Genomic DNA, 22,782 nt, shown 5'->3' with positions numbered 1-22,782 from the left:
GCATAAAAAAGGCGCTGTAATTAGCGCCTTTTTCGTGTTCATACTAGTAGTACTGATTTAACTTTGCTCTACATCAACCACTAAGTCACTCGTAATTGACTCAAGAGCGTTAATTACTTCGTCTTTGTTAAGCCCATTAGGCAGGCTAACGGTGGCAACGGCACTAAAAATTGGCACCCCCCAGTTTGGCGCACTTTGCTGCCTTGAGTTTAAGTTCGTAATATTAGCGCCTTTATGACGAATAACACTTGCCAACTCTTGGACAATACCGGGACGATCGTTCCCGGTGATCACAAAATTAAGCTGCTCGAGTTCAACAGGCTCAATTTCGGTGTTGCCTTTTTCAATACGGACATCTAATTTAGGAAGCCCATTAAGCGCATCTTGAAATGCCTGTAAATGCTCTTCAGCCACCTCAACTTGTATAATGCCAGCAAAGTGGCCAAGCAAATGACTTAAATTACTGCTTAACCAATTACCGTGGTTTTCCAATATAACCGATGAAATACTTTCTACTAAACCGGGGCGATCTTCCCCTAAAATGGTTATTACCAACTGCTTCATAATAGTTCTCTTTTTAAGCCCAAATGAAAAAATAAATGCATAGGCATTAAGTGATGCGATCTAATGTATGTGATTCTTAATGTATGTAAAAGCTAACCACAAAAGGATTGTTATATCTTAATAGGTTACTTTATTATTGTTATATTAGATGCCCATTGAGTATTGTCTTGGATAAATAGTTTGTCCAATTAATAATTGATTTAGTTTATTAATAACACATAAATAAATACAATTATTTAATAAAACAATACTTTAATATTATTTCGTGGTTCCAGTAAAGAATTATTACGACTGTAACATTACTGTCACTTTGATGAAATATAATGCGCCCAACGTTAAGATATAAGGGTGTTTTGATGACTTCAAATCCGAATAAACCGACTTTTAATACGGATCGAAGCCGTCTATTTAAAGACCGGTTTGCTAAGTTTGGCATAACCGCAGGCGGTATAATGGTATTAATAGCACTGCTATTGATCTTTTTTTACCTTCTTTATGTAGTGCAGCCTATTTTCGAGTCAGCTAAAGTTGAAAAGCGCGCTAGCTTTAATGTTGCTAATGCTGAGCAAATAGTTGGGCTTGGTGTTGAAGAGCAAACTGAGGTTGCTTACTTACTTGATAATCAAGGTCAAGTTAACTTCTATAGTGTTGATAAAGCAAACTTTGGTAAAAAACTAAAAACACTTAATGCCACTTTACCTGCGAAGGTAACCAGCTTTGCAAATAGTGCTCCTTTTCAAGGTCATTATGCGTATGGCTTAGAAAATGGCACCGTGACTATTGTTGCGCCTAAGTTTTTAGTCACCTTCCCTAATAATGAACGTAAATTAAGCCCGCGTTTAGGTTATCCATTGGGTGAGATGGCGTTAGAAGTTGATGAACAAGGTGCTGCTATTAAGCGTTTTGCCTTTAGCCATTATGAGGACAAAACAGCCGTTGTGGCACTTACCGCCGATAAACGAGTGGTATTTAGCAGCTTTGTAGCCGAAGAAAATATGTTTACCGGTGAAGTCGAATGGCAAGTTGAACGTACCGAATTGAACGTTGATGGTCGCGTAGATGAGTTATTAATGTCGCCGGATACCACCCGCACATTTGTTCGCTCTGCTAATCAAATTTACGTATTCGATACTCGCTACCCAAGTGAAGTAGAGCAAATCCAATTATTATCTGCCAACGAAGAAAACGCTAATATTGTGTCATCACAATTATTAGCTGGTGCTAACTCACTCATGCTGGCCAATGATAATGGTGAAATATCGCAGTGGTTTGAAGTAAACACTGACTCAGGTCGCGAGTTTCAAAAAATTCGTTCGTTTGAAACCACTAAGCAAAGTAAGCTCAATGTTTTTACTGAATTCTACCGCCGTACCTTTTTTACAACTGGTCAAAATGGTGAGCTAGGTGTTTATTACACAACCAGTGAAGCAAAGTTGTGGCAAGGTAAAGTCAGTGAAGGTGCAATTGAACAGTTTGCTATTGCTCCGCGTTCAAATGCCGCGTTGATTTTGGCTGATAACAAGCTAACGGTATTAGAAATTCATAACGAACACCCAGAAGTAACGTGGTCAGCGCTTTGGCAAGAAGTATGGTACGAGGGTTATCCTGAGCCGGGTTATATTTGGCAATCAACGTCTGCAAGTGATGATTTTGAATCTAAGTTCTCACTGGTACCAATTTCATTTGGTACTTTAAAGGCTGCTATGTATGCAATGTTATTTGCTGTGCCTATTGCTATTTCAGCCGCTATTTACACCGCTTACTTTATGTCGAGCGAATTACGTCGCGTGGTTAAGCCGACCGTTGAAATAATGGAAGCTCTGCCAACGGTAATACTCGGCTTTTTAGCTGGCTTGTGGTTAGCGCCTTTAATTGAAGAGCACCTGCCGGCTATTGTTGGCTTACTCGTATTACTGCCATTAGGTATTTTAGCAACCGCTTTAGGTTGGACTAAATTACCTGCAGCTATTCGCCATAAAATTCCTGAAGGCTCACATTCAATTTTATTAATTCCTGTGGTGTTATTTATTGGTTGGTTGTCATTTGCGATGAGCGAAAGTATTGAGTTATGGATGTTTGATGGCAATGTGCGTCAATACCTAACTAATGAATTAGGCATGACCTTCGATCAGCGTAATTCATTAGTAGTGGGTATCGCGATGGGCTTTGCGGTTATTCCAACTATTTTCTCAATTGCCGAAGATGCGGTATTTAGTGTGCCTAAACATTTATCAAATGGCTCGTTAGCATTAGGTGCTACGCAGTGGCAAACCCTAATTCGTGTGGTGTTATTAACCGCCAGCCCAGGTATTTTTTCTGCAGTAATGATGGGATTAGGCCGTGCCGTAGGCGAAACTATGATTGTACTTATGGCTACCGGTAATACCCCAATTATGGATTGGAGTATTTTCCAAGGCATGCGTACCTTAGCCGCTAATATCGCCGTCGAAATGCCAGAGTCGGAAGTAGGGAGTTCGCATTACCGAATTCTATTCTTAGCCGCCTTTGTATTATTCATATTCACCTTTATTTTCAACACAGTTGCTGAGTTTGTTCGTCAGCAGCTGCGTGAAAAATACAGCTCAATGTAAGTGGAGAAACACGACATGGTAAAGCAGTGGTTTAGGTCTGGTTCTCCTTGGATTTGGATGACCGGTGGTGCCGTCAGCATCAGTTTAATTTCAGTAATTGGTTTACTCGCCATGATTGCATGGAAGGGATTAAGCTTTTTTTGGCCATCTCAAGTTATGCAATATGAGCTTGAAGGCTCGATTACTAAACAAACCGTTATTGGTGAAATTTACGACCGTGAATTAGTACCTAAGTCGCGTTTAGCGGCAACCGGTATTGATGTTTCTAAATTTGAAAAAGACGAGGTTGAGCGTTTACTAATTAAAACCGGTAACCGTGAGTATGTAGATTTAGACTTTCGCTGGATACTTGAAACTGATATTACACAAAGCTCAGCACCAAAAGCACTCGCGGTATTTGAGCGTAGCAAAAACGGTAACTTTTACGGTTATGTAGAATCAGTAATTAAAGACGGTGAAACAATAACTACAGATAAAGTTGAAACATTACATGATCTTGTAGAGCGTGCGGTTGACTTAAATGACGAAGCACTGGATTTACAAAATGGTGATATTGGTCATATAAACTACGAGTTAGAGCGTTTACGTTTGCAGGAAAAAGCCTATTTGCTTGATAACGAGCTAACTGATGAGCGCGTCGCTGAACTTGCTCAAGCCCGTGCTGATTTACGTGCGCAATATGGTGAGCTTGAAAAAGAGTTATTTGCACTGCGTAACCAAGCTAAGCGTGACCAAGTAACTGTGAAAGATATGCGTGGTGAGATTGTTACTATCCCGCTTTATCAAGTGTTGGATGTATGGTTTCCAAACGATATGGGCTTTTTTGCTAAACTAGGCCATTACTTTGTGCAGTTAGGCAAGTTTGTTTCAGATGACCCACGTGAAGCCAATACCGAAGGCGGTGTATTTCCTGCTATCTTTGGTACGGTATTCATGGTGATGTTAATGGCTGTGATTGTGACGCCATTTGGTGTGGTTGCCGCTATTTATTTGCATGAATATGCAGCTAAAAACGCAATTACTAAAATGATCCGTATTGCGGTTATTAACTTAGCGGGTGTTCCGTCAATTGTATATGGTGTATTCGGTCTAGGTTTCTTTGTGTATATGGTAGGTGGCAGTGTTGACCAACTATTTTACCCAGAGTCATCGCCTACGCCTGTATTTGGTACACCCGGTGTGATGTGGTCGGCACTCACCTTGGCTATATTAACTCTGCCAGTGGTAATTGTGTCAACCGAGGAAGGTTTATCTCGTATTCCAAGCACAGTACGTGATGGTTCATTAGCACTGGGCGCGACTAAGGTAGAAACGTTATGGCGAATCATTATTCCTATGGCCAGTCCTGCTATTATGACGGGGTTAATTTTAGCGGTTGCTCGTGCTGCGGGTGAAGTTGCACCGCTTATGCTGGTGGGTGTGGTAAAAATGGCACCAACGTTGCCGCTTGATGGTAACTTCCCTTACATACACTTAGATAGAAAGTTCATGCACTTAGGTTTTCATATTTACGATGTTGGCTTTCAAAGCCCTAACGTTGAAGCGGCGCGTCCGCTGGTATATGCAACGGCCTTTTTGTTAGTGTCGGTTATTATTACCCTTAACATCACCGCCATTGGTATACGCAACCATTTACGTGAAAAATTCAGATCGCTTGAGCATTAATTTAGTATAGGTAACAAACATGATTACAGTCGCTCCAAAAGTAAACCAAGCAAAGCCAAGCTTGAAGTTAGATTTAAATAATTTAACAGACGAACAAAAAGCGCTAGAAATTAAAGATCTCGACCTTTACTACGGTGATAAACAAGCACTGAGTAAAGTAAATATGAACATTCCGAAAGGCCAAGTAACGGCATTTATCGGTCCGTCGGGTTGTGGTAAGTCAACTTTGCTGCGTTGTATTAACCGTATGAATGACTTGGTTGATATTTGTCGCATAGAAGGCGAAATAATGCTGCACGGGCAAAATATTTACGACAAAAGCGTAGATGTTGCTGCGCTTCGTCGTAATGTTGGCATGGTGTTTCAGCGTCCAAACCCGTTTCCTAAATCAATCTACGAGAATGTGGTTTACGGTCTTCGCCTGCAAGGGATCAAAGAAAAGCGTAAGCTTGATGAAGTGGTCGAACAATCATTGCGTGGTGCGGCTCTTTGGGATGAAGTAAAAGACAGACTTCACGATAGCGCATTTGGTTTATCGGGCGGTCAGCAGCAGCGTTTAGTTATTGCTCGCTCAATTGCGATAGAGCCAGAAGTATTATTACTTGATGAACCAACATCAGCACTCGACCCGATTTCAACTTTAGTGATTGAAGAACTAATTAATGATTTAAAGAATAAATTTACTGTGGTTATTGTTACTCATAACATGCAACAAGCAGCGCGGGTATCTGATCAAACCGCGTTTATGTATATGGGTGAGCTCATTGAGTATTCAGATACCAATACGTTATTTACCACACCAACGAAGAAAAAAACTGAAGATTATATTACCGGACGCTACGGCTAGTCGGGTTAAAACGCTAAAACAATGAATTATTAAAGAAGGTCATTATGGAACACAACATTAATAAACATATTTCTGGTCGTTTTAACCAAGAGTTAGAAGATGTGCGAAACCATGTACTGAGTATGGGTGGGTTGGTTGAGCAACAACTTAATAGCGCGCTTGATGCAGTTAGCAAAAACGATGCGGTATTGGCACAAAAAGTACGTGAAAACGACTACAAAGTTAATGCAATGGAAGTCAGTATTGATGAAGATTGCACCCGTATTATTGCTAAGCGCCAACCGGCAGCCAGTGATTTACGTTTAGTAATTGCAATAGCAAAAACCATTGCTGATTTAGAAAGAATTGGTGATGAAGCTAAGCGAATTGCTAAAGTTGCACTAGACTCATTTACTAAGGATCAACAAGATTTGTTAGTAAATATTGAAAATATGGGTCGCCAAGTATCTAAAATGCTGCATGACGTTTTAGATGCATTTGCACGTATGGATGTGCAACGTGCGTTTGAAGTGCATAAAGAGGATGCTAAAGTAGATAGAGAATATGAAGCTATCACCCGTCAAATAATGACGTACATGATGGAAGATCCGCGCTCAATTCCAAAAATTATGGATTTAGTATGGTCTGTTCGCTCATTAGAGCGTATCGGTGATCGTTGTCAAAACATCGCTGAATATGTCATTTATTTTGTAAACGGTAAAGATATTCGTCATACATCTCAAGAAGATATTGAAAAATCACTGTAGTGATACGAATAACTAGAAAATAAGAAAGGCAGTAATACACTGCCTTTTTTATTTTTTGTAAATAATTGAATGAGAAAAAGCGTTCACAATCTAGCTTAATGCTGTAAAATTCACGCTGAACAGCATATTGAATTGATTAAAGGGTCAGTTATGCCAACAAATTTTTTAGGTGTTTTTGCAAAATCACCTATAAAACCAATAGAAGAACACATCAGAAAAGCGCATCAAGCAAGCGAAAGTTTGATACCTTTTTTTAATCATGTTTTTAAAGAAGAATGGCAACAAGCTGAAGAGCTACGTTTAACTATTCGTAATTTAGAACGTGAAGCCGATGAAATGAAAAGAACTATACGCTTACAACTACCTGGCGGATTATTCATGCCGGTAGAGCGTACAGACCTTCTCGAATTAGTAACCCAACAAGACAAAATTGCTAATAAGGCAAAAGACATTGCTGGGCGTGTAATTGGTCGTGAGATGATCATACCAAAAGAGATTCAAGAAGACTTTTTGGCGTATGTAACTCGTTGTGTTGATGCAACAAAACAAGCATCTAAAGCGATTAATGAATTAGAAGAATTGTTAGAAACGGGCTTTAAAGGCAGAGAAGTTACTCTGGTTGAAAAAATGCTCGTAGAATTGGATGCCATAGAACAAGACACGGATGAAATGCAAATTAGAATACGCCGCCAACTACGTAAAGTAGAAAGTGAGCTAAATCCAGTAGATGTAATGTTTTTATACAAAATCATTGAATGGGTTGGCGAGCTTGCAGATATTGCAGAGCGCGTAGGATCACGTCTTGAGCTGATGTTAGCTCGTTAATTTAAAATCAGTTCAAACACGAAAGATTAAGGTTACACAATGGATATCATTGCATCTTACGGCACGGTATTAATTTTAATTGCCGCAGCAGTCGGCTTTTTTATGGCTTATGGTATTGGCGCAAATGACGTTGCCAACGCGATGGGTACATCAGTAGGTTCAAAAGCACTTACCATTAAACAAGCGATTTTTATCGCGATGATTTTTGAGTTTGCAGGTGCTTATTTAGCCGGTGGTGAAGTAACATCAACAATTCGTAAAGGGATTATTGATGCGGCCCCATTTGCCGACATTCCTGAATTGATGATTTTAGGTATGATCGCCTCTTTATTTGCCGCGGGCAGTTGGTTATTAATGGCCTCGTTTTTAGGCTGGCCGGTATCGACGACTCATTCAATCATTGGCGCTATTATTGGCTTTGCTCTGGTTGCAGTAGGCACAGAGGCTATTCAATGGGGTAAGGTTGCCGGTATCGTAGGTAGCTGGATTGTAACGCCGGCGATATCAGGTTTTATAGCGTACTTAATATTTATGAGTGCGCAAAAGCTGATATTTGATACAGACGCTCCACTTAAAAATGCCAAGCGCTTTGTACCAATATACATGGGTTTAGCTGGCTTTATTATGGCACTTGTGACCATTAAAAAAGGCTTAAAGCACATTGGTATTAATTTAGGTACCTTTGAAGGTTTTGCTATTTCTATAGGTATAGCGGTACTAGTTGCTGTTATTGGTAAAATTGCGATTTCTCGTTTAAATATCGATCCTAAAGCGGATAGAGAAATGCAGTTTAACAATGTAGAAAAAGTGTTTGCAGTACTTATGGTGCTAACAGCTTGTTGTATGGCATTTGCTCATGGTTCTAATGATGTTGCTAATGCAATTGGACCACTAGCTGCTGTTGTAAACATTGTTGAAAATAATGGTGAAATCGCGAAGAAAGCGGCTATTGCTTGGTGGATATTACCACTGGGTGGTTTAGGTATTGTTGCCGGTCTTGCTATTTTAGGCAAAAAAGTAATTAAAACCATTGGTGAAGGAATTACACATTTAACACCAAGCCGTGGTTTTGCTGCTGAATTAGCCGCTGCATCTACCGTTGTTATTGCATCGGGCACAGGCTTACCTATCTCAACCACACAAACCCTAGTGGGTGCCGTGTTGGGTGTAGGTATGGCACGTGGTATTGCCGCACTTAATATGGGTGTAATAAGAAATATTGTAGTTTCTTGGGTAATTACATTGCCAGTTGGTGCTGCCCTTGCTATTGTTATTTTCTACGTACTAAGAACCGCTTTTGGGGTTTAATAAAAAGTACTTAAAAGACTTTTAGCTTGAAAAGATCTCAACGCCCTTGGTGTTGGGGTCTTTTTATTTGTGGAAAGAAAAATGACCAATCTCCCTAGTATAAAGCAGCTACAGTATTTATTAGCTGTGCATCAGCATCAACATTTTGGCCGCGCAGCAAGTGCCTGCTTTATTGGCCAGTCAACGCTGAGCACTGCAATTCAAAATTTAGAAGAGACCTTAGGGTGTCAGCTTATAGAACGAGAAAATCGCAGTCTTATGTTTACCACTATTGGTGAAGAGGTTGTTGAGCGTTCAAGAAAAATCATTAACGACACTATTAGCTTAAAAGAGCTTACCAAAAGCTTTTTAACGCCGCTTAGCGGCACATTAACGGTAGGTGTTATTCCCACGATTGCGAGCTTTATTGCAGCGCCTCTTTATCACTTTTGTCAGCAAACGTTTGCTGACTTAGAGTTAGTTTTAGTGGAGGATACCAGCGACAAGCTACTTGATAAGTTAGAGCATGGGCAAATTGACTTGGCACTATTAGCGCTGCCCTACGAAACCGATAAATTTCATACACAAGTACTTGCACAAGATCATTTTAGCTTAGTGCACCATAAAGACTACACACCAGCTAAAGGCATTGAAGACTTTAATTTACTACCAGAAGCGAGTGTATTTTTACTTGAGCGAGAGCACTGTATGACTGGGCATGCGCTCAGCGCGTGCCATTTAAACCGCTCTAGCTGTATAAATCCCTTTGAGGCAGCTAGCTTACATACTTTATTGAGTATGGTTGAGTATAAACTTGGCGTGACTTTTTTACCGCAAATGGCGATTAACGCGGGTATTTTAGAAAACAAAAACATGCTTGCTACGCCATCACAAGGTGATGCCTATCGTGATATTGGTGTACTGTGGCGCAAAACAACGGGGCGGATTCGTGACTTTAAATTGTTTAGCCAACAGTTAGAGGTCTTTTTGAAAAAGCAGTGCAGTGTTGATTTTAAGTAACGTAAAAAAAGCGTATTAGAGATAATACGCTCAATAACACAGGGAATTAAAGTGGCTGCTTGTGCTGGCCATGGTAGCTCTCTAGAGGCGGTAAAAACAATAAGTAAACCCATACAACAACATTGAAGTAAGGCACCAGTCCAAGCACTGTAAAGGTTTTTACAGGGTAGCCTTTAATCTGGGCATACTTGTAACATTGAAGCGCAATAGCAAAGTGTATAAACAATAATAACGTGATTAGTTGCGTCATAAACATCCTCCTTATGACCAAATGTCCATCTTTAAGAGTATAGACATCTAGACGATAAGAAATAAAGATGTCATGTAAAATTAAGGTAATCACTTAATTTTCATGACATTGTGCTGCCGATAAGCAAAGTATAGGTTAGATGGGCAATTTTGGTAGTAATAAATTGCTTAAATTTGTTTATTAATGTTTATAGTGATGTGAGGGTATCTTGATAAAAAATAGGGTTGTTCTTTATTTTTTCTAATTCAATCAGTACCTTGTCGATAGGGACAGGGCGAGCAATAAAATAGCCTTGCCCGTAGTCTACGCCTATTTCTTTGAGTGCAAAAAATACTTCAGCGGTTTCCACATATTCAGCCACAGAGCGCTTATCTAGTGACCGACTGATGTCATTTATGGCTTTTACTAGCGCTAAATCAATGGAATCGTTAAGCATATCGCGGACAAATGAGCCGTCAATTTTTACATGTTGGGCTGGTAATTGTTTAAGATAATTAAAGGTACTAAATCCGGTACCAAAGTCATCAATCGAAAAGTGGCAGCCTAAATTATTTAACCGTTCAATCATTTTACGGGTGGCAGCCAAATTATTAATGCTAGCCGATTCGGTTATTTCAAAAATAATTTTTGACGGAGGCACTTGATATTTTTCGAGGCTCGACTCTATTAACGGCAGTAAACGCTCATCTAAAAATGATTGTGCCGATAAATTTATTGCAACCTGAAGAAGCTCTGGGTGCGCAGCAACACTCGCAATACTGTTACGAATAACACATTGATCCATTAAAAAGGTGTCGTTAAGCATTTCCAATGAGGGAATAAATTGATTTGGGTAAATAAGTTCGTCGTCGAGCTTTAATCTCAGTAGTACTTCAAAGTAAGCAACCTGATTAGTTTTAAAGTCCCAAATGGGTTGATAATGAAGTTCTATACTGTCTTGTTGTAGAGCTTGGCGTACACCATGACCCCATTCTAAGCCCGTTTGCAGCGCATTGTTTTCACCATCTTGTTTTGAATAGCAATGTACTAAGTTACGGCCTAAATTTTTAGCAATATATAACGCAATATCTGATTGCTTTAAACATTCATTTGGATCGCAGTTATCAGCAGTAATTTGGGTTAAGCCAATAGAGCAGCTAATTGAATACACTTGATCTTCTGACTTAAATTGGTTGCCCTCAATGGCACTACAAATCCCCTCTGCAATTAAATGTGCATCTAATAAATTGGTGTTTTTAAGGATCACCGCAAACTCATCGCCACCCACACGGCAGATCAGGTGCTCATTACTAATATTGGCAATAAACAGTTGTGCCACTTCTTTTAAAACAATATCGCCTTGTTGGTGGCCTTTACTGTCGTTGATTATTTTAAAGTGATCAAGATCGATATAAATCAGCGCATGCTCAATATTTGCATAGGTATTTTCGCTTTGGCAAATATAGTTAAGTTGTTGGTCAAAGTAATAACGATTATGTAGGCCGGTTAACGTGTCATGCAATGCTAAATGGCGTAATTGAAGCTCAGCTTGCTTACGTTCATGAATATTATCGAGTGTGGCGGTAATGGTCGCGTTATTACTGCTATTTTTTATTAGCTGGAGGCGGCATTCAACCCACACCGAATTGCCATTTTTTTGTTGCAGTTTAACTTCTATTTTTTGTTTATTTGCGCCACCTTGTAAAATGTCATCAATAGTGGATTGTAACGACTGTTTATACTCTTTGGTACAAAATGCAGTTAATGGTTGTTTCAAGGTCGATTTAACCCCAAAACCACTCAAAGACTCCCATGCAGGGTTTATAAAGCGAATATTGCCTTGCTGGTCTAGCTCAAGCACCACGGTATTTAGGTGCAATAAAATACGTTGATGTGCTGAAAACAGGTCGCGATACTTTACTTCACTAATACTTAATTGCTGCACTTTATTGGCAAACTCAGCATAGCTGACCATAAAGTCTTCACGACGAGCGGCGTGGTCACAGACTTTATTTAAAAATGAGGGGTCGTAAGGGGCGCGAATAAAGTCGGTAACGCCTGAAAGTAATAACTGCTCGGCGTAATCGGCATCGTTTTTGTCAATAATAGTAACAATGGCTTGCTGAGGGTTATGCTGCAGAATTTTTTCGACTAATTGATTTGAGCTTTCTGCTTGTGCCGCTGTGGCATCCAGTAGCACGATAGCAAAAGGCTGCTGATTATAAGCACTTAGCGCCGCTTTCTCAGTTGTAACATGGGTGATAGCAAAGTTAAGTTTTAATTGCTCACTCATGTCGTTTGCTCTGCTGGCAAAGGGTTCTAATAACAACAGGTTTAAGCGACTACTTTTTTCTAAATGGCTCGACAACACATTTGCGAGTATTTGCGGCAGAATATCTTGGCGCTCAAAAGGCAGTACCGCATCTATGCCATAGCTACGTGCGGTAGTTTCGGCGATACGCTCACAATAAATCGGCGGAATTAGCAAAATAGGCGTGTTTTTAGGCGTGTTTAGTAATCCAGAGCGGATCATACGGGAAAACCGCCAACCATCAATTTTACCTACATCTAAGCCGGTTATGATTATATTTACGCTTTGATTTTTTAATATTTTTAGGGCGTCTTGGCTGTCTGATGCTTCAATGAACTCAAACACATTAAGCCTCTCTAACGTGGCACGAATAGTCTGGCGCTCATCATTACTTGCATTCAATATTAGCAATTTAAGCTGTTTTGCCACGTAGGTACCACTCCGAGAGATGCAGATCATAAAACAGTAAGAGTAATGATATTTAGCGATAAGAACAAGCGTATTTAACCGCTATTTTAAATGTAGTTCATTGGTGGCTAATTAGGGAGAATATGTGGGATATCTTGAGCTTCATTACTAATAGTTAAATACCCAAACCACCTCAAAATGCAGAATTCAGCGCTTCACAGGGGCTTAATATCAAGGCGATACTTTGCAGTAATGGTAATCCCTTTCAAGAAGTAGCAACGATGAGAGTATGCCCCTGTGAAACGCCCACGGGTTGGCTTAAAAGCGATTTATACTGCGTTATTGATATTAATAATAGAACCACTATTATTTGCAATCAATGCCTTGCCTAAATCGCTTTTAATTCCAACTGAAACTCGCATTTTGAGGTGGTTTGGGTATACACTTGGCGCGATTTTAAATGATGTGGAATTCTAACAATGCGCGTAGCTGATTTTAGCTTTGACTTACCTGATGAATTAATTGCTCGTTTTCCTAAAGCAGATAGAACGAGTAGCCGTTTATTGAGCCTAAACGGGCCAACTGGTGAGATTGAGCATAAAATATTTAGTGACATACTTGAGCTTGTAAACGAAAACGATTTACTGGTTTTTAATAATACCAAGGTTATACCTGCGCGTATGTTTGGTCAAAAAGAGTCTGGTGGTAAAGTTGAGGTACTCGTTGAACGCGTATTAGACGAACACCGCGTACTTGCGCATATTCGTGCGAGTAAATCCCCAAAGCCAGGTAATGTACTCATTTTAGAGGGCAAAGCAAAAGCTATTATGGTGGCACGCCATGATACCTTATTTGAGCTTGAGTTTGACCGCAGTGAAAATGTGCTCGATATTTTAAATGATGTGGGTCACATGCCGCTTCCTCCTTATATTGACCGCCCAGATAACGAAGCCGACCGTGAGCGTTACCAAACGGTATATGGCGAAAAGCCAGGCGCTGTTGCTGCACCTACGGCAGGTCTTCATTTTGACGATAAACTCATGGCTGCGCTCAAAGATAAAGGCGTGCAAATGGCGTTTGTAACCTTGCACGTTGGTGCTGGCACCTTTCAGCCTGTAAGAGTTGAGAGTGTTGATGAGCACATCATGCACTCTGAATATATTGAAGTGCCACAAGATGTGGTTGATGCGGTTGCAAGCACCAAAGCCAAAGGCGGACGTGTGATTGCTATAGGTACAACTTCAGTACGCTCACTTGAGTCTGCAGCAAAAATACATGGCGGCAAGCTAGATACTTACTTTGGCGATACCGATATCTTTATTTTTCCGGGTTATCAATTTAACGTTGTTGATGCCATGGTAACTAACTTCCATTTACCCGAATCAACTCTGATCATGTTAGTTAGTGCCTTTGCAGGGCAAGACAACATTATGGGCGCTTACAATACGGCGATTGAACAACAGTATCGCTTTTTTAGCTATGGCGATGCGATGTTTTTGACCCGGAAATAATTTACAGCGTTATCGGTTTTTATTTACTCCTAGGTATAGTGAATTTCTCACTGCTAATAGTAATAGGGTGGTAAAAAGGGTAGAATCGAGCGGTTAAATTATAGCTTGTTGGACTGTTTTTCCGACACAGAGGATATTATGAAATTTGAATTAGACTGCACTGATGGTAAAGCGCGCCGCGGCCGCTTGATTTTTGACCGAGGTGTAATAGAAACACCGGCGTTTATGCCTGTAGGTACTTACGGCACGGTTAAGGGTATGACACCTGATGAAGTAAAAGCAACGGGTGCACAAATTTGTTTGGGCAATACATTTCACTTAATGTTGCGCCCTGGTACTGAAATCATTAAACAGCATGGTGATTTACACGACTTTATGAATTGGGACTTCCCAATTTTAACTGACTCAGGCGGTTTCCAAGTATTTAGCCTTGGTGCAATGCGTAAAATCACTGAAGAAGGCGTGATGTTCCAATCGCCTGTAAATGGTGACCAAATTATGATGTCGCCAGAAAAGTCAATGGAAGTGCAGCGTGATCTTGGCTCAGATATCGTGATGATATTTGACGAATGTACGCCATATCCTGCCACCGAAAAAGAAGCCAAAGACTCTATGGAGCTTTCTCTTCGTTGGGCTAAGCGTTCAAAAGAAGGGCATGGCGACAACCCATCAGCATTGTTTGGTATTATTCAAGGCGGTATGTATCCTGAGCTTCGTGCACAATCACAAGCAGGCCTTGAAGAGATTGGTTTTGATGGTTATGCACTCGGTGGTTTATCGGTGGGTGAGCCTAAACATGAAATGATTAATATTCTTGATCATTGTGCTTATAAAATGCCAGAAAACAAACCGCGTTACCTAATGGGTGTTGGCAAGCCAGAAGACCTAGTTGAATCGGTTCGCCGTGGTATAGATATGTTTGACTGTGTAATGCCAACGCGTAATGCACGTAACGGTCACTTATTTATTACTACTGGCATCATAAAAATCCGTAACGCAGTGCATAAAACAGATACTGGCCCACTTGATCCAGAGTGTGATTGCCATACCTGTAACAATTATTCGCGTGCTTATTTGCATCATTTAGACAAATGTAACGAAATTCTTGGCGCACGACTAAACACTATCCATAACTTACGATACTATCAACGTGTTATGGAAGGTTTGCGTAATGCTATTAGCGAAGGTCAACTAGAGACATTTGTACACGATTTTTACGCTCGCCGAGGCCAAGAAGTGCCAGAGCTGGCTGATACAACAAATTAAAATTTAAAAATTAAAGAGGAAGTATTATGAGTTTATTTATTTCAAACGCACATGCAAGCGCTGGCGCACCTGCAGCAGGCGGCGGTATGGAAATGCTAATTATGTTAGCGATTTTTGGTTTGGTTTTTTACTTTTTAATTTACCGCCCGCAAGCAAAGCGCGTAAAAGAGCATAAAAGCTTAATGAGCGCGATGGCAAAAGGCGATGAAGTACTAACCCAAGGTGGTTTAGTGGGTAAAATCGTAAAAATTGCTGAAGATAAAGACTTCATCGTGATCTCATTAAATGAGCAAGCAGAAGTAACTGTTCAAAAATCAGCAGTATCTGCTGTACTGCCTAAAGGCACAATGAAGTCGCTATAAAAATAATAAGGACGGCCCCGTGTTAAACAAGTTTCCAATTTGGAAGTATTTACTTGTTTTAGCTGTGTTAGCCATTGGCCTTTTATATGCTTCACCAAACTTGTATGGCCGCGATCCGGCCATACAAGTTTCTGGCGCTAAAGGCACCGATGTCGACCTCAGTGTTGTAGACAAAGTAAACGCAATCCTCAAAAAAGATAACGTCAGCGCTAAATCGACGAAACTCGAAGACGGGCAAATTCTTGTTCGTTTTAAAAACGTTGAAGACCAACTTAAAGCGCAAGACTTACTGCGTAACTCACTTAGTGACGATTATATCTCAGCTATCAATATGGCACCGGCACAACCGGCTTGGTTAAAGTCGCTTGGCGGTAACCCAATGAAGTTAGGCCTAGATTTAAGTGGTGGTGTACATTTCACCATGGAAATCGATATGGTCACTGCGGTTGATAATCAGCTTGAGCAAATGGAGCAAGATTTTCGTAGCGACCTGCGCGAAGAAAAACTACGTTATCGTAGTGTGCGCCGCGTAGCAGGTTCAGAGCGTATGCGTGTAGAAATGCGTAACGAAGAAGATAAAGAAGCCGCAGAGCGCTTTTTAGAAAGCCGTTACCCATTAAACGTTTACATTGATGATAGCAGTAACGATAACGCATTCTTTGCCACTATGAGTGAGCTAAAGCTAAAAGAAATTCGTGACTATGCTATCAAGCAAAACGAAACGATTATTCGTAATCGTATCAACCAAATTGGGGTTGCAGAGCCAAACGTTCAGCGCCAAGGTGCTGAACGTATTATTGTTCAATTACCAGGGATTCAAGATACCGCTCGCGCTAAAGAGATTTTAGGTGCTACGGCCACGCTTGAGTTTCGTGAAGTTGACGAAAATGCTGACATAAGCGCCGCTGCTCAAGGTCGTATCCCACCGGGTACTGAAATGATCATGAGCCGTGATGGTTATCCTGTGGTACTAAAAAAGCGCATTATTCTTGAAGGTAGCCATATTACTGGCGCGCAGTCAGGTGCAGATGAGTACCAGCGTCCTCAAGTAAGCATTAAACTCGATAGTAAAGGTGGGGCAAAAATGAATGCCTTCACCAAACGTGCTATTGGTAAACGTATGGCTACCGTATTTATTGAGTACAAGCCATCGGGTAAAAAAGATAGCGAAGGTAAAGCACTTCCACCGATTAAAGTGGAAGAAGTGATTAACGTAGCAACCATTCAAGCGCGTCTTGACCGTTCATTCCGCATTACCGGTATTGATAACCCCGCTGAAGCACATAACTTAAGTTTACTACTTCGCGCGGGTGCGCTGGTTGCGCCTATTCAAATAGTAGAAGAACGTACGGTTGGGCCAAGCCTAGGTCAAGAAAACATTGAAGCAGGTATGACCGCTGTAGCCTTAGGTTTTGCGTTTGTACTGGCCTTTATGCTTATTTACTACAAAGGTTTTGGTCTTGTTGCGAATATCGCACTGGCTGCCAACTTAGTACTTATTATTGGTGTAATGTCGTTAATTCCAGGTGCAACGCTTACCCTGCCGGGTATCGCAGGTATTGTACTAACCGTTGGTATGGCTGTTGATGCGAACGTACTTATATTTGAGCGTATTCGTGAAGAGCTCGCTGATGGCCGCAGCCCTCAACAAGCGGTTCATTTTGGTTACGATAGCGCCTTCAGTACTATTTTTGATGCCAATATCACCACATTAATTGCGGCGATTATCTTGTTTGCTGTTGGAACCGGTCCTGTTGCAGGCTTTGCGGTAACCCTAGCAATTGGTATTTTAACCTCTATGTTTACAGCAATTGTAGGTACCCGTGCGGTGATCAACCTATTTATTGGTGGTAAACGTGTTGATAAACTTTCAATTTAAGGAGCAGACATGCAAATTTTAAGATTGGGCGGAAAAACCCTTCGTTTCATGTCTCTTCGAAAAGTGGCAATGGGCTTTTCTACGTTATTAATCATAGCGTCGCTGGCGTCACTTTTTGTTAAAGGCTTAAATTTCGGTTTAGATTTTACCGGCGGTACAGCAGTTGAGGTAGGTTTTTCACAACCTGCCGATCTGAAAAAAGTACGTAATGTACTGGCTGAAAACGACTTTGCTGATGCATCGGTACAGCTTTTTGGCTCAAGCCAAGAAATACTGGTCCGTTTAGCCCCTCGCGGTGATGATGTAAAAGCAGAAGTGATTGGTAACCAAGTAATTGCTGCCCTTAAACAAGCTGATGATAGCGTAGTAATGCGCCGTATTGAGTTTGTAGGCCCAAGCGTAGGTGAAGACTTAAAAGAGCAGGGTGGCCTTGCCATGTTAACTGCGCTTATATGTATCTTAATTTACGTGGCATTTCGCTTTGAATGGCGCTTTGCTGTAGGTGCGGTGGGTGCACTATTACACGATGTAATCATTACGATTGGTTTATTCTCGGTGCTTGGTTTAGAGTTTGACCTAACTATTTTGGCTGCAATACTTGCCGTGATAGGTTACTCACTAAACGATACCATTGTTGTATCAGACCGTATCCGTGAAAACTTCCGTAAAGTACGTATTGACGACACCATTGAAATTATTGACCTGTCACTTACGCAAACACTTAATCGTACTTTAGTTACATCAATTACCACTATTTTAGTATTGATTGCACTCTTTGTATGGGGCGGCCAAACTATTCATGGCTTTGCTACTGCACTATTATTTGGTGTATTTATTGGTACTTATTCTTCAGTTTACGTTGCCAGCTCGGTGGCTATTGCCATGGGCGTAAGTAAAGAAGATTTAATACCAGAGGTGATTGAAAAAGAAGGTGCCGATTTAGACTCAATGCCTTAATTGAGATTAAATTATCCTTTTTAAAAAACCGCTCCTTGTGAGCGGTTTTTTATTGCTTAGCGTGTAAGACATATAATTGTCATACGAGCTTGATATTTTATTACTCTTATTTAATTTTGATCAGAGCTAGTAGTGACTGAGCAACGTAAAGCCTTAGAGTCAATCTTACAACAAGGAGCAATAACAACCTTGTTCCAACCTATTTTTGATATAACTAAGCAATCTATTATTGGGTATGAAGCGCTGAGTCGAGGCCCTAAAAATAGCCCATTAGCGATGCCAAATAAGCTATTCGAAACGGCTCATAAATATCAATTAATTTCAGAGCTTGAGCTTTTATGCCGTTCTCGCGCCATAGAAAACTTTGTAAAACTAAATCTACAAGGGAAGTTATTTTTAAATGTCAGCCCAAAAATTCTACTCGATCCGAGCCACCCTAAAGGCGAAACCTTACATTTAATTGAACAGTTTGGTCTTGCGGCTAATCGTGTGGTGATTGAAGTCACCGAACAAGAAAAAGTAGATGATGGCTTTTTACTGTTAAAAACCATTGCTCATTATCGAGAGCTAGGCTTTACTATTGCTATTGACGATCTTGGTGCAGGTTATTCCGGTCTAAAGCAATGGTCGCAGTTATGCCCAGATATTGTAAAAATTGATCGTTACTTTATTGATCATTGCGATCAAAGCGAAGTTAAAAAAGAATTTCTAAAATCAATTGTGGTGTTAGCACGGGCAACAAATACAGCGGTGATTGCAGAGGGAATTGAGCGTACTGAAGAACTCGATTTAGTTAAAAGTATAGGCATAAGTCATGTTCAGGGATTTTTGTTAGAAAGACCCAGCCAACAACCAAGCTATGACTATAACTGTAAGCAGTTACAAGCATTTACATTGACTCAAGCAGGGTCAAAGTTTGAACAATCAATGGCTATCGGGGTGCTTGCTGTTGCTCAGCCTGCCATTAGCAGTCACACGCGTTGTAAAGAGGCTCATGCGCTTTTTGAGCAAGACAAGCGCATAATTAGCTTACCCGTTTTAAATAGCAATCAGCAGCCAATAGGGCTGTTACACAAAGATCAGCTAACAGAAGTGTTTGCCGCGCCATACGGGCATGCACTTTATGATAAATGTGAAGTCACTGAGTTAATGGATAAACAGCCTTTGGTGGTTGATGAAAATCAAATGCTTGATATTGTCTCTCAGCAAATAACAGAGCAAGACTTTGATATTCGTCGCCATATTGTTATCACAAGTAATAATAAATATTTAGGTTTGGCACCGCTCAGGGACATATTAAAGCACATTACCGCTGAAAAAATCCGCCACGCCCAACATGCTAACCCTCTAACCATGTTACCGGGTAATGTGGCAATTAGTAAAGTAATAGAGCAGCGTCTGCAACATAAACAGCCATTTTCACTAGCTTATATCGATTTAAATCATTTTAAACAATTTAACGATCTGTATGGTTATGCCAGTGGGGACAGCGTGATAAAACTTCTGGCCGATGTGACTGTAAAAGCGTGTGCGCACAGCGCTAACTTTGTCGGGCATATTGGTGGCGATGACTTTATGGTGGTGTTTGAAAAAAAAGATGCGGTGGAGGTTTGTAATACCATTATCACGCAATTTGAATTGCAGTCACGCGTATTTTTTACGCCAGAGCATATTGCTGGAAAAGGGTATTGGGCAACTAATCGAGAGGGCGAAAAGCAGTTTGTACCTTTACTTACATTATCGATAGGTTTAGTTGAGCCGGATCTGCAGCAGTGTAAAAATAGCCATCAAGTAGCGGCATTAGCCACAGATGCTAAAAAAGAAGCAAAACGTTATCGTCACAGCTACTTATTTATTTGTAATCGAAGAAGGCCTGCACCCGCTGTTGTGCGTTTATCCAATAGTAAAAAAAGTGGCTAACAAAAAGCAAAAAAGGAGCCTCGGCTCCTTTTTTTAGTGCGGTATTACGATTAACGTAATAACGACTCAGATAATACTGGGCGCATTTCACGAACAATCGCTTGTGTTAGCTTAGGTGCACCACAAATAACGTTACCGCTCACGTTGTAGTTATTACCGCCAGCAAAATCAACAACCATGCCGCCAGCTTCTTTAACTAATAGCTCGCCTGCTGCTGTATCCCACGGTTTTAAACCAATTTCAAAGAAACCATCAACACGACCCGCTGCAACATACGCCATATCAAGTGCTGCAGAACCTGCACGACGAATATCAGCGGTATGTACGAATAATGCTTTAAACGCTTCAGAATAGGCATCTAAGTGGTGTTTTTGTTTGAAAGGGAAACCTGTTGCAAGAACAGAACCGGCAAGTTCAACCGTTTTAGATACACGTAAACGTTTGCTGTTTAACTGTGCGCCTTGACCACGAGAAGCGGTGAAAAGTTCGCCACGAATTGGATCGTAAATTACGGCTTGGTCTAAACGACCTTTAACTTTAAGTGCAATAGATACTGCGAAATGAGGGATACCCTTGATGAAGTTAGTTGTGCCATCAAGTGGGTCAACAATCCATTGGTAATCAGCATCCTTACCTTTGTGTTCGCCTAACTCTTCACCAACGATGCAGTGATCAGGGTAAGAACGTAAAATAGTGTCACGAATTACGGCTTCGGCTTCTTTATCAATGTTCGTAACTAAATCATTAGTGCCTTTTTGTTGCACTTCAACTTTTGATAAGTCTTCACTTGCACGAAGAATAAGCTTGCCTGCGTTACGCGCAGCGCGAACCGCAATGTTTAACATTGGATGCATGGTATTACCTTTGGGTTGTAAAAGAACGTTTATATATTTAAGCCGGCGTATTTTAGCGGTTTTTGCCATAAAGTAAACCATAAAGCCTAAATACTTGTGAGTGTTTTTTGTACAGGCATGATCTTTCAATATATTTATTGAAATAAAAACAAGCAATAAATTTGTAAATTAGCGCTTTACCTAAAGTTAACTTGAGGTTTTATGATGTTCTATATTCAATTAATAGGAAGAAAGTTATGAAATTAGAACACGTAAATTTAGTTGTTAGTGACATAAATGCCATGCTTAAGTTTTACCAAGCAGCGTTTCCCTATTGGTCAATTAGAAGTGAGGGGGAAGGAACTTGGTATGGTAAAGCAAGGCGCTGGGTACATTTTGGTGATAACGATCAATATATTGCTATAAGCGATCACGGTGAAGGGAAAAACCGCGACCTATCAGGACATCAAATTGGTTTGGCACACTTTGCCTATGTAACCAATAACTTAAATGCAGTAATAGCGCGCCTAAAACATGCGGGCTTTGCAATAAGTAAAGAAGGTGCTGTAAATCCATTTAGAAAAAACATTTATTATATTGACCCTGCAGGGTTTGAAGTTGAGTTTGTAGAGTACATGAGTGATGTACCTAGTGAGCGAAATAACGACTTATAATATGAATGAAGCCAACGATTATGGCTTCATTCAATGTTTAGCATATTTAATAATGTTTACCATTCATGCCAAGTTGAGTTTTTAGATCATTTGCAAAGCTAATAAATTTTTCTTTAATAGTGCGTTTAACTTTAACTTCCACAGAGCCTAAAACAGTTTTTCCTTCAATGTGAATCGTTGGCCCTTGGCGCTTATTAAGTGAAACAGTTTTATTTTCAAAACTGCCTAAAATACAAAACATTTTAGAAACTACATTAACGTGCTCTGGTACATATATTTCTTCGCTGCCAAAATAACAATTAACGTGAATAGTGACATGTTGGTGGGTAAAAATCGCATCTGTAAAATCAAGATTGATTGACCCCATGTAGTTTTCTATATAAATGTTTTGAGGAACTACCCATTGGCCGCTTCGTTCACTTGAACCAAGAATGCTTCTTAATGTAAGTGGCTCTTCATCAGTCTCATGCTGCGCGCTATAATTAGGTGCAAACTGAGAGTGCTTTTGCGCCTTATATTGCTGGTCAGTATTTAAGGTTAAATCTTCAACGAGATCCATAAGTGCTTTATTGTCACTCGCTGCCATGGCGTCGTCTAAGCGCCTTTCAAATGCTTCTACAGAAATAACACCATGGCTGTAGTTATAAATGAGCTGATCAATCACTTGCTCACGAACTTGCTCAATAGGGCGGTCTTCAATTTTAACAGACATTTAAATTATCCTTTTATGATTGCTGGTTATTTCAAAGCAAGCCTTATACCAAATATTAAATTGTTTAAATTCAGTGGTTTATGATTTTGGGTTTTTGATTCTTTATTATATTAACGACAGATTAACCAAATATACAATTATTTAGTAAGTTTCGCTATTCGAGAAACTTTTACGC

The 22,782-nt window shown here is 40.3% G+C and carries 19 protein-coding genes; 14 read left to right on the top strand and 5 right to left on the bottom strand.

Annotated features, from left to right (window positions below):
* Positions 1 to 57 precede the first annotated feature (57 nt).
* A complete protein-coding gene (locus ABZP26_RS14560) occupies positions 58 to 564 on the bottom strand; it encodes a glycine cleavage system protein R (protein WP_013465996.1) in 507 nt (168 codons plus the stop codon).
* A 356-nt stretch (positions 565 to 920) separates the two neighbouring features.
* Here ABZP26_RS14560 and ABZP26_RS14555 point away from each other — a divergent pair, with 356 nt between their 5' ends.
* The 7 genes from ABZP26_RS14555 (at position 921) to ABZP26_RS14525 (ending at position 9,545) form a co-directional block, all read left to right on the top strand.
* Positions 921 to 3,155, top strand: coding sequence for an ABC transporter permease subunit (locus ABZP26_RS14555; RefSeq protein ID WP_024601956.1), 2,235 nt, complete (start codon positions 921 to 923; stop codon positions 3,153 to 3,155).
* 15 nt (positions 3,156 to 3,170) lie between these two features.
* A complete protein-coding gene (gene pstA, locus ABZP26_RS14550) occupies positions 3,171 to 4,820 on the top strand; it encodes a phosphate ABC transporter permease PstA (RefSeq protein WP_013465994.1) in 1,650 nt (549 codons plus the stop codon).
* 19 nt (positions 4,821 to 4,839) lie between these two features.
* A complete protein-coding gene (gene pstB / locus ABZP26_RS14545; RefSeq protein ID WP_008114812.1) occupies positions 4,840 to 5,667 on the top strand; it encodes a phosphate ABC transporter ATP-binding protein PstB in 828 nt (275 codons plus the stop codon).
* Between the two features lie 44 nt (positions 5,668 to 5,711).
* Positions 5,712 to 6,413: a phosphate signaling complex protein PhoU gene (gene phoU / locus ABZP26_RS14540; RefSeq protein ID WP_008114815.1), complete on the top strand. Its 702-nt coding sequence runs from the start codon at positions 5,712 to 5,714 to the stop codon at positions 6,411 to 6,413.
* A gap of 150 nt (positions 6,414 to 6,563) precedes the next feature.
* A complete protein-coding gene (locus tag ABZP26_RS14535; protein WP_008114817.1) occupies positions 6,564 to 7,238 on the top strand; it encodes a TIGR00153 family protein in 675 nt (224 codons plus the stop codon).
* A gap of 39 nt (positions 7,239 to 7,277) precedes the next feature.
* Positions 7,278 to 8,546 carry an inorganic phosphate transporter gene (locus tag ABZP26_RS14530; protein WP_008114819.1) on the top strand — a complete coding sequence of 423 codons (1,269 nt, stop codon included), beginning with the start codon at positions 7,278 to 7,280 and terminating at the stop codon, positions 8,544 to 8,546.
* A gap of 81 nt (positions 8,547 to 8,627) precedes the next feature.
* Positions 8,628 to 9,545, top strand: a complete 918-nt coding sequence (locus ABZP26_RS14525) for a hydrogen peroxide-inducible genes activator (protein ID WP_013465992.1) — start codon at positions 8,628 to 8,630, stop codon at positions 9,543 to 9,545.
* Between the two features lie 46 nt (positions 9,546 to 9,591).
* Here the strand turns inward: ABZP26_RS14525 and ABZP26_RS14520 are convergent, their stop codons facing one another.
* Together ABZP26_RS14520 and ABZP26_RS14515 are read right to left on the bottom strand one after the other, a co-directional pair.
* On the bottom strand, positions 9,592 to 9,795 hold the full coding sequence (locus ABZP26_RS14520) for a hypothetical protein (RefSeq protein WP_008114823.1): 204 nt from the start codon (positions 9,793 to 9,795) through the stop codon (positions 9,592 to 9,594).
* A gap of 187 nt (positions 9,796 to 9,982) precedes the next feature.
* On the bottom strand, positions 9,983 to 12,514 hold the full coding sequence (locus tag ABZP26_RS14515) for an EAL domain-containing protein (protein WP_008114824.1): 2,532 nt from the start codon (positions 12,512 to 12,514) through the stop codon (positions 9,983 to 9,985).
* A 458-nt stretch (positions 12,515 to 12,972) separates the two neighbouring features.
* Here ABZP26_RS14515 and queA point away from each other — a divergent pair, with 458 nt between their 5' ends.
* From queA to ABZP26_RS14485, 6 genes are all read left to right on the top strand, one after another.
* Positions 12,973 to 14,004, top strand: a complete 1,032-nt coding sequence (queA, locus tag ABZP26_RS14510; RefSeq protein WP_013465990.1) for a tRNA preQ1(34) S-adenosylmethionine ribosyltransferase-isomerase QueA — start codon at positions 12,973 to 12,975, stop codon at positions 14,002 to 14,004.
* A 138-nt stretch (positions 14,005 to 14,142) separates the two neighbouring features.
* Positions 14,143 to 15,270 carry a tRNA guanosine(34) transglycosylase Tgt gene (gene tgt, locus ABZP26_RS14505; RefSeq protein ID WP_013465989.1) on the top strand — a complete coding sequence of 376 codons (1,128 nt, stop codon included), beginning with the start codon at positions 14,143 to 14,145 and terminating at the stop codon, positions 15,268 to 15,270.
* Positions 15,271 to 15,296: 26 nt separating this feature from the next.
* Entirely contained in the window at positions 15,297 to 15,632 is a 336-nt protein-coding gene (yajC, locus tag ABZP26_RS14500; RefSeq protein WP_010391747.1) for a preprotein translocase subunit YajC, read from the top strand.
* Positions 15,633 to 15,651: 19 nt separating this feature from the next.
* Positions 15,652 to 17,511: a protein translocase subunit SecD gene (gene secD, locus ABZP26_RS14495; protein ID WP_013465988.1), complete on the top strand. Its 1,860-nt coding sequence runs from the start codon at positions 15,652 to 15,654 to the stop codon at positions 17,509 to 17,511.
* A 9-nt stretch (positions 17,512 to 17,520) separates the two neighbouring features.
* Positions 17,521 to 18,468, top strand: a complete 948-nt coding sequence (gene secF / locus ABZP26_RS14490; RefSeq protein WP_013465987.1) for a protein translocase subunit SecF — start codon at positions 17,521 to 17,523, stop codon at positions 18,466 to 18,468.
* Positions 18,469 to 18,600: 132 nt separating this feature from the next.
* Positions 18,601 to 20,388, top strand: a complete 1,788-nt coding sequence (locus ABZP26_RS14485) for a GGDEF domain-containing protein (RefSeq protein ID WP_368485094.1) — start codon at positions 18,601 to 18,603, stop codon at positions 20,386 to 20,388.
* A gap of 50 nt (positions 20,389 to 20,438) precedes the next feature.
* Here the strand turns inward: ABZP26_RS14485 and suhB are convergent, their stop codons facing one another.
* A complete protein-coding gene (gene suhB / locus ABZP26_RS14480; RefSeq protein WP_010391751.1) occupies positions 20,439 to 21,242 on the bottom strand; it encodes an inositol-1-monophosphatase in 804 nt (267 codons plus the stop codon).
* Positions 21,243 to 21,478: 236 nt separating this feature from the next.
* Here suhB and ABZP26_RS14475 point away from each other — a divergent pair, with 236 nt between their 5' ends.
* Complete coding sequence (locus tag ABZP26_RS14475) at positions 21,479 to 21,895, top strand: VOC family protein (RefSeq protein WP_090493645.1); 417 nt, start codon at positions 21,479 to 21,481, stop codon at positions 21,893 to 21,895.
* A 46-nt stretch (positions 21,896 to 21,941) separates the two neighbouring features.
* Here the strand turns inward: ABZP26_RS14475 and ABZP26_RS14470 are convergent, their stop codons facing one another.
* The gene (locus ABZP26_RS14470; RefSeq protein ID WP_013465984.1) at positions 21,942 to 22,607 is read right to left on the bottom strand and encodes a LiaF domain-containing protein; all 666 of its coding nucleotides are present in this window, start codon (positions 22,605 to 22,607) and stop codon (positions 21,942 to 21,944) included.
* Between the last annotated feature and the right edge of the window lie 175 nt (positions 22,608 to 22,782).

The sequence above is a fragment of the Pseudoalteromonas sp. SD03 genome (assembly GCF_040937955.1).
GTDB lineage: Bacteria > Pseudomonadota > Gammaproteobacteria > Enterobacterales > Alteromonadaceae > Pseudoalteromonas > Pseudoalteromonas tetraodonis.
This window is presented reverse-complemented; position numbering and strand designations above follow the sequence as displayed.